General features: G+C 69.1%; 9 protein-coding genes. 3 read left to right on the top strand and 6 right to left on the bottom strand.

All coding sequences use genetic code 11. The annotated features are described in order from the left end of the window. Positions 1-43 precede the first annotated feature (43 nt). On the top strand, positions 44-1,162 hold the full coding sequence (gene tal, locus V9U70_RS07260; RefSeq protein ID WP_336672899.1) for a transaldolase: 1,119 nt from the start codon (positions 44-46) through the stop codon (positions 1,160-1,162). A 161-nt stretch (positions 1,163-1,323) separates the two neighbouring features. Here the strand turns inward: tal and V9U70_RS07255 are convergent, their stop codons facing one another. Further along, positions 1,324-2,724: a family 43 glycosylhydrolase gene (locus tag V9U70_RS07255; RefSeq protein WP_336673644.1), complete on the bottom strand. Its 1,401-nt coding sequence runs from the start codon at positions 2,722-2,724 to the stop codon at positions 1,324-1,326. A gap of 212 nt (positions 2,725-2,936) precedes the next feature. After that, a complete protein-coding gene (locus tag V9U70_RS07250; protein ID WP_336673643.1) occupies positions 2,937-4,364 on the bottom strand; it encodes a glycoside hydrolase family 43 protein in 1,428 nt (475 codons plus the stop codon). Between the two features lie 960 nt (positions 4,365-5,324). On the opposite strand from V9U70_RS07250, the gene V9U70_RS07245 reads away from it, so the two are divergent. Beyond that, positions 5,325-6,773, top strand: a complete 1,449-nt coding sequence (locus tag V9U70_RS07245) for a family 43 glycosylhydrolase (RefSeq protein WP_419723949.1) — start codon at positions 5,325-5,327, stop codon at positions 6,771-6,773. Positions 6,774-6,838: 65 nt separating this feature from the next. On the opposite strand, the gene araA is transcribed toward V9U70_RS07245, so the two are convergent. The 4 genes from araA to V9U70_RS07225 form a co-directional block, all read right to left on the bottom strand. Next, positions 6,839-8,329 carry an L-arabinose isomerase gene (araA, locus tag V9U70_RS07240; protein WP_336673642.1) on the bottom strand — a complete coding sequence of 497 codons (1,491 nt, stop codon included), beginning with the start codon at positions 8,327-8,329 and terminating at the stop codon, positions 6,839-6,841. A gap of 19 nt (positions 8,330-8,348) precedes the next feature. After that, on the bottom strand, positions 8,349-9,011 hold the full coding sequence (locus tag V9U70_RS07235; protein WP_336673641.1) for an L-ribulose-5-phosphate 4-epimerase: 663 nt from the start codon (positions 9,009-9,011) through the stop codon (positions 8,349-8,351). Beyond that, positions 9,011-10,687 carry a ribulokinase gene (araB, locus tag V9U70_RS07230; protein ID WP_336673640.1) on the bottom strand — a complete coding sequence of 559 codons (1,677 nt, stop codon included), beginning with the start codon at positions 10,685-10,687 and terminating at the stop codon, positions 9,011-9,013. The genes V9U70_RS07235 and araB overlap by 1 nt, the downstream gene beginning before the upstream one ends. A gap of 142 nt (positions 10,688-10,829) precedes the next feature. Next, positions 10,830-11,861, bottom strand: coding sequence for a LacI family DNA-binding transcriptional regulator (locus V9U70_RS07225; RefSeq protein ID WP_336673639.1), 1,032 nt, complete (start codon positions 11,859-11,861; stop codon positions 10,830-10,832). Positions 11,862-12,086: 225 nt separating this feature from the next. On the opposite strand from V9U70_RS07225, the gene V9U70_RS07220 reads away from it, so the two are divergent. Next, positions 12,087-13,544: an NF041680 family putative transposase gene (locus tag V9U70_RS07220; RefSeq protein WP_336673638.1), complete on the top strand. Its 1,458-nt coding sequence runs from the start codon at positions 12,087-12,089 to the stop codon at positions 13,542-13,544. The last annotated feature ends 8 nt before the right edge of the window (positions 13,545-13,552 follow it).

Below are 13,552 nucleotides of genomic sequence, written 5' to 3'. Positions count from 1 at the left end.
GCGCGCTGACGCCGGTAGATACCACTAGGAGGAGATGCAACTCATGACAGACGCACTCAAGCGCCTCTCCGACGAGGGCGTGGCGATCTGGCTCGACGACCTGTCGCGCAAGCGGATCACCTCGGGCAACCTGGCCGAGCTGATCGATCAGAGTCATGTCGTCGGTGTCACCACCAACCCGTCGATCTTCCAGAAGGCGATCTCCTCGGGCGACGGGTACGAGCAGCAGCTCACCGACCTCGCCGCCCGCGGGGTCACCGTCGAGGAAGCCCTGCGGATGATCACGACGGCGGACGTCCGTGACGCCGCCGACATCCTGCGCCCGGTCTTCGAGGCGACCGGCGGCCAGGACGGCCGGGTCTCCATCGAGGTGGACCCGCGCCTGGCCCACAACACCCGCTCCACCGTCGCCGAGGCCAGGCAGCTGGCCTGGCTGGTCGACCGGCCCAACACCCTCATCAAGATCCCGGCCACCGAGGCGGGTCTCCCCGCGATCACCGAGACGATCGGCCGGGGCATCAGCGTCAACGTGACGCTGATCTTCTCCCTCGAGCGCTACCGCGCGGTCATGGACGCCTACCTCGCGGGCCTGGAGAAGGCGAAGGCCGCGGGCCTGGACCTCTCCGCCATCCACTCGGTGGCCTCCTTCTTCGTGTCCCGCGTGGACACCGAGATCGACAAGCGCCTGGACGCCATCGGCTCCCAGGAGGCCAAGGCCGCCAAGGGCAAGGCCGCCCTGGCCAACGCCCGCCTGGCCTACGAGGCCTACGAAGAGGTCTTCGCGGGCGACCGCTGGGCCGCCCTGGACAAGGCACAGGCCAACAAGCAGCGCCCGCTGTGGGCCTCCACCGGCGTCAAGGACCCCTCCCTCAAGGACACCCTGTACGTCGAGGACCTGGTCGCCCCCAACACGGTCAACACCATGCCGGAAGCGACCCTGGAAGCGGTCGCCGACCACGGCGAGATCACCGGCGACACCGTCGCCGGCGGCTACGACCAGGCCCGCACCGACCTCGACACCCTCAAGAACCTCGGCGTCTCCTACGACGAAGTCGTCCAGCTACTGGAAGACGAAGGCGTCGACAAGTTCGAAGCGGCCTGGAACGACCTGCTCAAGTCGACCCAGGCAGAGCTCCAGCGCCTCACCCCCTCGGAGGACTGACCACGTCAGGGCAGGAGTCGGGGCCCGTCGGCCTTGCTGCGCACCCCGTCCACGACAACCCCCGGTGGCTGCCGGCCGAGCGGCAGCCACCGGGGTTCATGTCGCTGAGGGCAGACGGTCCTGCCGACGGGGCACGGGCGCTGAGCCGGGGGAACCAGCGATCAGCTGATGCTCCACTGCTGAGCGTTGTTCCCGTTGCAGGTCCACTGCCGGACCTCAGCGCCGGGTGCGGTCCCCCAGTTGTAGTTGTCCAGGCACAGACCACTGTGCCGGTTGCTGAGCGTGGAGAAGCCCTCCCCCACCGCACTGACGCGCCACTGTTGAGCGTTGTTCCCGTTGCAGGTCCACTGCCGGACCTCAGCGCCCGGTGCGGTCCCCCAGTTGTAGTTGTCCAGGCACAGACCACTGTGCCGGTTGCGGATCTGGTAGTAGCCGCCGCTCACCGGCGTCATGGCCCAGTCCTGTACCGCCGACCCGTTGCAGGTCCACTGCTGTACGGCAGCCCCGGGCGCGGTCGCCCAGTCACGGTCGTCCAGGCACAGGCGGCTGTGCCTGTTGCGGAGTTCGACCGGCGTCGCGGCGGCGCCCGCCTCGCCGGACGGCCCCTGGACGACGGTCGACGTGGACACCGGGGTGCCGAGATCGGGTGTGCCGTCCGCATTCCAGGAGATCTTCTGCACGCGGGTCGTCCGCGAAGTGCCGCAGCCCTGACTGGCCGAGGAGTTCGCGTGGTAGGCGATCCAGGTCTCGCTGCCGTCGGGAGAGGAGAAGAACGAGTGGTGTCCCGGCCCGAAGACGCCTGCGGCGTCGTCGCGCTGGAATATGGGTTCGGTGTGCTTGGTCCACGACGCGGCGGCGAGAGGACTGCCTCCCCGGTACTCCAGCATGCCCAGCTTGTAGTTGGGGCCGTTGCAGTGACTGGCCGAGTACGTGAGGAAGGTACGCCCGTCACGCTGCAGGGCGAACGACCCCTCGTTGACCGCTCCGTCCTGCCGTTCCCAAGCCAGGGTCGGGGCCGATATCCGCGTCCCGGTCGCCGCGGCGGTCCACGGGTTCGCCATGGGCGCGATGTAGAGCGACTGCAGATTGTCCTGCGGGGCGAATGCCGAGAACGTCATGTAGAGGCTGCCGTTGAGCTTGAGCAGACTCGCGTCGATGGCCCAGCCGTTGTCGGGCATGAGGTCGATGATGCCGCGGTCGGTGTACGGCCCCAGCGGGTCGCGCCCGGAACTCTCCAGAACGTGCGTTCTCCGGGGCCCGCCGCTCTGCTCGATCGAGTAATACAGGTACCAGCGGTCACCGACCATCTCCAGGTGCGGCGCCCACATAGCGGTCCCGCCGGTGCGGAAGACCAGGCGCTCCGGGGCGTCGCGCAGACCGGCCAGCGTCGGCGACCGGCGCATGACGATGTCGGACGACCACGTGGTGGCGACGTAGTAGTAGAAGCCCTCGTGGTACACCAGGGTCGGGTCGGCGCTGTTCGGCGTGCCGACCGCAGGATTGGTGAAGGAGGGGCCGGGCGCCGCCTCGGACCGGGCGGAACCGATGAGGTTGATGCTCATGATGGTGACGAGAGCCACCGCGAACAGGAGAAGTCGTCCTGCCGATGTTCGTTGTCGAGCGAATGACACCGTGCCTCCTGGGGGCGTCGGTCGTGCTGGCGGGAAGGGCAAAAGGAGCGGGAAAGCGGTCAGGGGCGAGCACCGGGGCGTTCCCCGCGCAGACCACGCGCGAGGTACGGCCCAGGGTCGGCCCCTCGCGGATCGGTGAAAGGTCAGTACCCGACGCGGAAGGTCGCGTCGGAACGGTCGCCGGCGCTCACCGCCTCATCGATGCGCAGGGCGAAGTCCGCGTGCCGGAGATGGCGTGCGGGGTGGTTGAGGGAGCGGAAGGACGACCAGTTCGGGTCCGCCAGACCGGGCTCACGACGGAATGTGGCGTCCTGCGCGAACTGTGCCGTTCCGTCGTCGCGGAGAAGTCCGACCTGGAACCCCTGGTGCCGGAGGTAGTGGCCGGGGAAGCTCACGGACTCGAACGAGACGCCCCCGGCGTCGGCCAGACCCGGCGTCAGGCGCCATACGGAGTCGAGGTGGGGCTCCGACGGCTGTTCGGCGATCCCGGCGTCGAAGTCGACGTGCCGGATGTAGTGGCCCGGGAAGTTGTACGACTTCAGCCGCCTTCCCTCCGTGCCGCCGTACGTCCGCAGCAGCCGGTCGTACTCCGCGGCGGTCACGGGCTGGATCGTGTTGTGCTTCGCGTTCAACGGCGCGGTGTACCGCCTGCGGTCGAGCTTCGTCCAGGAACCGGACGCCAGGTCCCCCTCCCAGACATCGAACCTCGCGTTCGGGCAGAAGGTGTCGCCCCAGACCTGCCACGTGCCGGACGTCAGGGACTCAACCACGGTCGGGGCCTCGGTGCACGGGTTCTCGGCGAGAGTGCCGCCGTAGCGTCTGAAGCTGCCCGGGGCCGACGAGGCCGACCGGGCGCCGACGAGTCCGCCGGTCGCGTGGTCCTTGTAGTACAGGTAGTTCATGCCGTTGACGTCGGTCACCACATGCGAGTCGATGACGCCCGCCGGGCCGCCGTCGAAGAAGGTCGTGGGCGCGGTGGTGGTGCGGAAGTCGGTGGTGTACGCGACCGCGATGACCGAGTACCCGCTGCCCTCGGGGACCGTCGAGTAGGTGATTCCGTACGCCTGCCGGCTCCGGTCCCAGTGAACGGCAGGCGCCCAGCTGTAGGAGCCCGGGTTGGTCCGGTTGACGTTGAGCAACCGGTCGGCGGACCAGTTCACCAGGTCCGGGGAGGTCCAGACGTGGATGTTCGGGTTGGGCGCGGCGAAGTCGCCACCTCGGGAAATGTCCGTCGCCACGGCCACCCACGTACCGTCGTTGAGCCGGTACAGGAAGGGATCGCGGAGGCCCTTGGCGCCGGCCGTGGGGGTCAGCACCGCCTTGTTGTCGTTGAGTGGCGTCCACTCCAGGCCATCGGTGCTCAGGGCCAGATGGAGGGCGTTCACGTCGCCCGATCCGTTGAGGGACTCCTTGAAGTAGCCCATGACGTAGCCCGCGTCGTCGGCGGCCACAGTCGCGTTGCTTGCCGCGTCGATGGGCGGGGACGCGTGTGCGGGCGCGGCGACCACAGCGGCGGCGAGCGATGCCGCGGCGCGCCAGCGGGCGAACCGTCTCCGACGAGGTCTTCTCATGAGGAATCCATTCGCGTGGGGGGCGGACGGGCACAGGGAGGCGGGGATGTCCGTGCCTGCTTTCCCCAGGGACATCAGGCACGGCCTTCTGCGAGGCGGTCAATGCGCTGAGGCAGGCAGGGCGAAGAGATCATGCGTGTGCGCGGCACGACGCCGTGGAGCAGCGATGTTTCCGGGCTCGCCGACCTGGACCCGTCGTTCTCGCGATCGCCGAGAAAGCGCCCGGTGTCCGTCACCCGGCAGCGACGGTTGCGCTGACCGGCCCGACGCGGTCAACCGCGAACACCCCTCGTGAGCAGCTTGCCTGCGTTTCGGTGCGAACGCCGGACCCGACGGCGGTGAGCAGCACGTAACGTAGCTCACACGTCCGCCACCGACAAGCCCCTCTGTTATCGATAACACTCCGGGGGTGGTCGGTAGCTCACCTTCCCTGACGCCTGAACAGGCAGAGCGCGGGACCACCCTCCTCCACCACGTCGCCTCGCCGTTGACGCAGCCGATGCTGATATTTAGTGATATTCGATGACTGCGACGAGTCGACCAAGGGCAGGCCCGGCGACCGGGAGCCGTCCGCCGCGAGGGAGAGCCGACGCGAGGAGTTGTTTCCGGGGCATTGAGCCGACGAACGAGCGCTGTTAACGTTCACACCGATCGCAGCCTCCTTCGGCCGCTCGTCGGTGATGGCCGGGCCGATCCCACCCCGTACCCGCCCTACTCGTTCTCGGGAGGAGCCGTGTCGTCAGAAAAGGGCCGCCGTGACCGCGCCGTCCTCCAAGAGCCGCTGTCAGGCCGACCGCCGAGCGGACGGCTGCACGGCTCGTAGCAGCAACTCCCCCGACGCCTCCGTTTTCCGCGCACGCAGGCATGGCCGCACCTTCCGCACTCGCACTCCCCTCGCCCAAGGCGAGCGCCAGAGACCGATCTGCTGCCCTCTTCGCATCATCGACGAAGGAGAATCCCGTGAGGCAACCCAGAACGCGCGGACTGTTCACCGCGTCGGCCGCCCTGGCCGTGTTGTCGGTCGGCATACCCGTTCCCGCTGCGGCGGCTCCTCCCGCCCCCGCGGCCACCTTCGTCAATCCGATCGCCCAGCAGCGCGCCGATCCGCACATCTACAAGCACACGGACGGCTTCTACTACTACACCGCGACCGTCCCCGCCTACGACCGCATCATTCTGCGCCGCGCCACCACTCTGCAAGGGCTGTCGACCGCCTCGGAGACGACGATCTGGACCAAGCACGCCAGCGGCGACATGGGCGCGCACATCTGGGCTCCGGAGATCCACTTCATCGACGGCAAGTGGTACGTCTACTTCGCCGCGGCCCCGGCCGACGACCCGTGGGCGATCCGTCCGTACGTTCTCGAGTCGGGGGCCGCCAATCCGCTCACCGGCGCCTGGAGCGAGAAGGGCCGGATCAACCTGCCGCTGAACACGTTCTCCCTGGACGCCACCACCTTCGTGCACAACGGCACCCGCTACCTGAGCTGGGCGCAGGCCGACCCCGCGGTGGGCGAGGGCACTGGCATCTACATCGCCCGGCTGGCCAACCCCTGGACCATCAGCGGCAGCCCCGCCAGGATCGCCTCGCCCACCCACGCGTGGGAGACCATAGGCCACCGGGTCAACGAGGGGCCGGCGTTCATCAGCAAGGGCGACAAGGTCTTCATGACCTTCTCCGCCAGTGCTACCGACAGCAACTACTCCCTCGGGCTCCTGACGGCCGACCGAACCTCCGATCTGATGAAGCCCGCCTCCTGGTCCAAGAAGCCCACCCCCGTCTTCACCAGCAACACGGCGACGAGCCAGTACGGCCCGGGCCACAACTCCTTCACCGTCTCCGAGGACGGAGCGTCGGACATCCTGGTCTACCACTCCCGCACCTATCGGGACATCGTCGGTGACCCGTTGAACGATCCCAACCGGCAGACGCGGATGCAGAAGCTGTACTGGAACAGCGACGGCACCCCCAACTTCGGCGTGCCCGTCGCCGAAGGCCCGACGCCCGTCCGGCTGTCCTCGTTCAACTTCCCCGACCGGTACATCCGGCACTCCGGTCTCCGGGCACGCGTCGAGCCGGACGTCACCAACCTCGCCGACTCGCAGTTCCGCATCGTCAGCGGCCTGGCCGGCAACGGCACCGTCTCTCTGGAGTCAGCGAACTTCCCCGGGCACTACCTGCGCCACAAGGGCTTCGAGGTCTGGCTGGAGCGGAACGACGGGTCCGCTCTCTTCTCCGGTGACGCATCGTTCCACCGCAGGCCGGGCCTGGCCGACACGTCGGCCGGCCTCTCCTTCGAGTCGTCCAACTACCCCGGCCGCTATCTGCGGCACTACGACAGTCTTCTGCAGCTGCAGCCGGTGAAGTCGGCGCTGGACCGGGCCGACGCGACCTACTTCACCGAGTAGGCCCCCACCCCGGTCCCATCCGGCAGGACCCGACGCACCGGCCCCGGCTCACGCTTCGGTCGGGATCACATCCGCTGGGCAAGCCGGTGGTACGCCTGGTTCCAGCGGAGACGGTCCGCGAAGTCGTGGGCCGTCGTACTGTCGTCGATCATCACCAGTTCGGTGCCGGCCATCTGGGCGAAGTCACGCAGCACGTCCGACCCCACCGTGGTGAGGACCGTGTGGTGCGGGCCGCCGGCCATCAGCCAGCATTCGGCCGATGTGGACAGAGAGGGTCGCGGCTCCCACACCGCCCGGGCCACCGGCAGGCACGGCAGCGGCTCATCGGGCATGACGACATCGATGTCGTTGGCCACGAGGCGGAAACGGTCGCCCATGTCGGCCAGGCCGATCACCGTCGCGGGGCCGGGCGCGGCGTCGAAGACCAGACGCACAGGGTCCTCACGCCCTCCGATCGACAGTGGGTGGATCTCGCAGGACGGCTGGGCGTCACCGATGGAGGGGCACACCTCGAGCATGTGGGCGCCGAGAGTCCTGGGCGTGCCGGGCCCGAAATGGTAGGTGTAATCCTCCATGAACGAGGCCCGCGCGCCCATGGCCTTCACGGAGGCGAGCAGCGCGGAGGTCTTCCAGTCGCCCTCGCCGCCGAAACCGTATCCGTCGGCCATCAGGCGCTGGACGGCCAAACCGGGGAGCTGGCGCAGGCCGCCGAGATCCTCGAAGTTGGTGGTGAAGGCGCCGAAGCCGCCCCGGACGAGGAACTGGCGCAGGCCGGCCTCGATGGCGGCCGCGTGGCGGAGTGAGGAGTGCCGATCTCCGCCCCGCATCAACTCCGGTGCCAGTCGGTAGAGTTCGGAGTACTCTCCGACGAGTTCATCGATCTCCGCTGCGGTCACGGCGTCGACGAGCTCGACGAGGTCGTTGACGCCATAGGTGTTGACACTGACGCCGAACCGGAGCTCCGCCTCCACCTTGTCGCCCTCGGTCACGGCAACGTCGCGCATGTTGTCGCCGAAGCGGGCCAGGCGGAGGTGGCGCATGCTGTGGAGGCCGATGGCCGCACGGACCCAGTCATCGACCCGCTTGACGACCTCCGGGTTGGACACATGGCCCACGACGGTCTTGCGGTCCACCCCGATGCGGGTCTGTATGTAGCCGAACTCGCGGTCGCCGTGAGCGGCCTGGTTGAGGTTCATGAAGTCCATGTCGATGGACGACCACGGCAGTTCCCGGTTGAGCTGCGTGTGCAGGTGCAGCAGTGGCTTGCGCAGCGCGTCGAGCCCGGAGATCCACATCTTCGCGGGAGAGAAGGTGTGCATCCACGCGATCACCCCGACACAGGCCGGGTCGGTGTTGGCCGCCTCCAGTGTCCGCCTGATGGCGGACGCCTCGGTCAGGACCGGCTTTCCCACGATGCCGGCGCCGATCCGTCCGGAGTCGGCCAGCATCTCCTGAATCCTGGCCGACTGCTCCGCGACCTGGTTCAGGGTCTCGGCACCGTAAAGATGCTGGCTGCCCGTCAGGAACCAGACCTGCGGCTGGGTTGTGTCGTTCATCGGTCTTCCCCTCGTGGGATCACTGGCCGTAGACGTTCTGGTAGCGCTCGTAGAGCCGGTCCACGGAGGCCGCGTCGATGGCTTCCGGGGTACCGAGCTGGTGGGCGAAGTGGACGGTGCGGGCCACGTCCTCGACCATGACGGCCGCCTTCACGGCCGAGCGGGCGTCGCGGCCGACGGTGAAGGGGCCGTGGTTGCGCATGAGGACGGCGGGCGAACGGCTGTCACGCAGGGTGTCCACGATGCCGCGGCCGATGGAGTCGTCGCCGATGAGCGCGAAGGGGCCGACCGGGATCTCGCCGCCGAACTCGTCGGCGATCATGGTCAGGACGCACGGGACGGGCTCGCCGCGCGCGGCCCAGGCGGTGGCGTAGGGCGAATGGGTGTGGACCACGCCGCCGACCTCGGGCATGTGCCGGTAGACGTAGGCGTGGGCGGCGGTGTCAGAGGACGGCGCCAGATCGCCTTCGACCAGGTTGCCGTGCAGGTCGGTCACGACCATGGCCTCCGGGCCCAGGTCGTCGTAGGACACGCCGGAGGGCTTGATGACCATGAGGTCCTCCCCCGGGACGCGGGCCGAGACGTTTCCGGCGGTCCAGATCACCAGCCCGTAGCGCGTCAGTTCGCGGTGCAGGTCGGCGACGGTCTGCCGGAGGTTCTTCACGATGTCGGCGGTGCCCATCACTTCTCCTTGGATTCGATGGCGGAGCGGCGCATGGCGCGAAGTCTGCGCATCACGTCGTTGCCGCCCCGGCCGAAGTGGTCGTGCAGGGCCACGTACTCGGCGAAGAGCCGGTCGTACGCGTCGGCCTCCGCGGGGCGGGGCCGGTAGACGGCTCGGTCGACCGAGCCCATGGCGGTCGCGGCGGCTCGGACGTCGAGGTGCGCACCCGCGGCCACCGCCGCGTGGAGCGCCGACCCGAGGGCGGGTCCCTGGGCGGACCGGATGATCGACAACGGCAGGCCGAGGACGTCGGAGTAGAGCTGCATCAGGAACGGGTTGCGCACCAGACCGCCGGCGATGATGAGTTCGTCGACGGGTACGCCCGCAGCGGTGAAGGTCTCCACGATCGTGCGGGTGCCGAACGCGGTCGCTTCCAACAGGGCTCGGTAGACGTCCTCGGGCCGGGTGGACAGCGTCTGTCCCAGCACCAGTCCGGACAGCTCGTGGTCGACGAGCACCGAGCGGTTGCCGCTGTGCCAGTCGAGGGCGATCAGTCCGTGCTCCCCGACCTTCTGCGTAGCGGCCAGTTCGGTGAGCAGTTCGTGGACGGAGACGCCGCGTTCACGGGCCTGAACGTGGTAGCTCTCGGGGACCTGGTGGTCGATGTACCAGGCGAAGATGTCCCCCACCCCGCTCTGCCCGGCCTCGTAACCCCACAGCCCGTCGACGATGCCGCCGTCGACCGCGCCGCACATGCCGGGGACCTCGCGCAGTGCGTCGCCGTTGAGGACGTGGCAGGTGGAGGTGCCCATGATCGCGACCAGTTGACCGGCCTCCACGGCGCCGGCAGCCGGTGCGGTGACGTGTGCGTCGACGTTCCCGACGGCGACCGCGATCCCCTGGGGCAGTCCGGTCCAGGCCGCGGCCTCGGCGCTCAGGCCGCCGGCCCGGTCACCGAGCCGCGCGATGGGCTGATCCAGCTTCTCCGTCACGAAGTCGGCGAAGGCCGGGTTCAGTTCGGCGAGGAAGTCCGTGGCAGGGTACTCGCCGTCCTGGTACATCCCCTTGTAGCCGGCACTGCAGGCGTTGCGCACGTACACCCCGGTGAGACGCCAGACGATCCAGTCGGCGGCTTCCACCCACCGTTCCATGGCGGCGTACGCCTCGGGGGCCTCCTCCAGCATCTGGAGCGCCTTGGCGAACTCCCACTCCGAGGAGATCAGGCCTCCGTACCGCGGCAGCCACTTCTCCCCGCGCGCCCGGGCCAGGTCATTGATCCTGTCGGCCTGCGGCTGGGCGGCGTGGTGGCGCCAGAGCTTGACGTAGGCGTGCGGATTCCCGGCGAACTCGGGCAGGTCGCACAGCGGGGTTCCGTCGCCGGTGGTCGGCACCATCGTGCAGGCGGTGAAGTCGGTCCCGATCCCGATCACCTGGGCCGGATCGACCCCGGCGTCCGCGATCGCGGCCGGTACGGCGATCCGCAGCACGTCGAGGTAGTCCTCGGGAACCTGCAGCGCCCAGTCCGGCGGCAAGGCCTGCCCCGTCGCGGGGAGGGTCCGGTCGATGACGCCGTGACGGTAGGCATGGACACCCGTGCCCAGCTCGGCGCCGTCCCGGACCCGCACCACTACGGCGCGTCCGGACAGCGTGCCGTAGTCGACACCGACTACGAGGGAGTCAGGTTCGTCGGCCATGAAGCCACCTTTGATCGTTCGTAGAAGGACACCCGAAGTGTTATCGCTAACAATCTGCGCGTCAAGACATCCACACCGGGGAATGCCTCAGTATGTGAGCGTGCTCAGGCCGGGTGCCCTAAAGACCGGACGAGGGCTCGGCTCAGCCGCGCGGAGCCGCGACGCTCTCCCGGGGGATGAGCGTGGGGTTGAGAGTGCGCAGCGAGGGCCCCGTCTCGCCCTCGATCCGGGCCAGCAGAAGACTGAGGGTCTCGGCGGCCACTCCGTCGAAGTCGGGGCGCACCGTGGTCAGCGGGGGCGAGAAGAACTCGGCCTCGGGCACGTCGTCGAAACCGACGATGCTCACGTCGTGAGGGACGCTACGGCCCCGCTCGGCCATGGCGCGGATGGCGCCGAGGGCCAGGTGATCGTTGGCCGCGAACACAGCGGTCACGTCCGGCATGCGGGCCAGCATCTGGCCCGCACGGTAGCCGGAGGACGCACTCCAGTCCGCGGAGCTGACGGGCGGGATCTCCGCACCGGCCTCCTGCAGAGCGCGCTGCCACCCCCGGGCCCGGCCTGCGGCGTCGAACCAGTCCGGCGGGCCCGAGATGTGCCACACGGTCTGGTGCCCCGCGTCCAGCAGATGCCGTGTGGCGGCGAAGGCGCCCGCCTCCTGGTCGACCGTGACCAGCGCACCGCCCCGGCCGGGGTCCCCGTCGACGGCCACCAGGGGGACGTCGGCCGGGATCTCGGCCAGCGCCTCGTCGGCCGAGGCGGTGGGGGCGATGACCACGATGCCGGCGACCCGCTGGTCGCGGTGGTGCTCCACCGCCGCGGCGATGGACGAGCGGTCGAGGACCCGCACCCGCCGCACGCTCACCGCGAACCCCCGGGTCGCGGCTGCCAGCTCGAAGGCGGCCAGCATCGAGGTGGGTCCGTACAGAGTCGAGTTCTGCGCCACGACGCCGATCTGCTGGGACCGGCCGGTCACCAGGGTGCGCGCGGCGCGGTTGGGCCGGTACCCCAGCTCGGCGATGGCGGCGCGCACGCGCAGTCGCGTCTGCTCCCGCACGTTGGGGTGCCCGTTGAGGACGCGGGAGACCGTCTGGTGGGAGACCCCGGCGAGCCGTGCCACATCCGTCATCGCCGGCTCGCGTACCCGGGTAGCCGCCGAGGTGTCCTCCACCTGCATCTCCTGACTCCGCCGTTTCTGCCTGCCCGAGACCTGTGAGCGACCACGCAGGGACGCGGCACCTCGAACCTTAATCCAGGCTAACTTGATCTTTAACCTCGAAGGTCCGAACGGCTCGTCGTACTTGATCACTCGGACTGGTAACTGCGGTACATGCGGGCGGCCTTCGGCTGAGCATGTGATCCGACCAAGGAACACACAACGCTCAGCACGAAGGCCGTGGGGATGAGTCTGTCGCATCACGTCGTCCGGCAGGATCCGATTGCGGGACTGTCACGCTTCCGGGGTGAGTTCTACTCCTGTCTGACCAGGCGTGCGGATGGACTGTTCGAACTCGTGGACGCGGTGTTGTGCGCGGACGGGCCGGTCCGGTCCCTGGTGGAACTGTCACTGGTCGGCGAACACCGGCGGGGACACGGCGGGCTCTACGACGCCCTGGCCGCGGGCCGGGTCGACGTCGCCCGGCTGCGACGGGCCCTGGCCACGGTCCCGCTGCCGAGGGCGGCGGACGGCCGGCTGGTCCTTGCCGCCGACCTCACTTGCTGGCTGCGGCCCAGCGCCCACACCTCACCGCAGCGAATCCTGTGCCACACCTACGGACGGGGCAAGGATCAGCACATCCCGGTTCCCGGCTGGCCCTACTCGGTGATCTGCGCGCTGGAGAGCGGCCGAAGTTCCTGGACCGCACCACTGGACGCACTACGTCTGGCACCGGGTGACGACGCCGCCACCGTCACAGCCAGGCAGATGCGCGAGCTCGTCGAACGGCTCATCACAGCCGGCCAGTGGAAAGACGCCGACCCGGAGATCCTGATCGTGGTGGACGCCGGCTACGACGTGCCACGTCTGGCCTTCCTGCTGGAGGATCTGCCGGTGCAGGTGCTGGGCCGGATGCGCTCGGACCGCGTACTGCGACGCGCAATCCCACCCCGTGAGCCCGGTCTCCGAGGGCGGCCGCCCCGCCACGGCGGCGAGTTCGTCTTCGGTGACCCGGCCACCTGGAACACACCCGACACCCAGACGGTGACCGCGACCCGCCTTTACGGCACCGCCACCGCACGCGCCTGGGACCGGCTCCACCCGAGACTGACCCACCGCTCGGCCTGGACCGCCGAGCTGGGTGCCCTGCCGGTCATCGAGGGCACCGTGATCCGTCTGCAGGTCGAGCACCTGCCCAGCGGCGCGACACCGAAGCCGGTCTGGCTGTGGTGGTCGGGCACCGACGCCACCGAAACCACCGTCGACCTGCTCTGGCAGGCATTCCTGCGACGCTTCGACATCGAACACACCTTCCGGCTCTTCAAACAGACCCTGGGCTGGACCTGCCCGAAGATCCGCAGCCCCGAAGCCGCCGATCGCTGGACCTGGCTGATCCTCGCCGCTTTCACCCAGCTCCGGCTCGCACGCCCACTGGCGGCAGACCTCCGCAGACCGTGGGAGAAGCCGGCCCCGCCCGACAGGCTCACCCCCGCACGAGTCCGCCGCGACTTTCGGCACCTCCGCACCAAGGCCGCCTGCCCAGCCGGAGCACCGAAAACCGCCCGACCCGGCCCAGGACGCCCACCCGGCCGCAGGAACGACCAGCCCACTGCCCGCTATGACGTGCACACAGTTGGCAGACCAGGCTCCGCGAAGCCACGCACGAAGAAGTCAACGACCCCGCGTCCACGCCGCACAGGTTAAAGATCAAG

It is taken from the genome of Streptomyces pratensis (assembly GCF_037137275.1).
In the GTDB taxonomy this organism is placed as follows: domain Bacteria; phylum Actinomycetota; class Actinomycetes; order Streptomycetales; family Streptomycetaceae; genus Streptomyces; species Streptomyces pratensis_B.
Note: the sequence above shows the minus strand (reverse complement) of the source record. Positions and strands in the feature narration are given on the sequence as shown.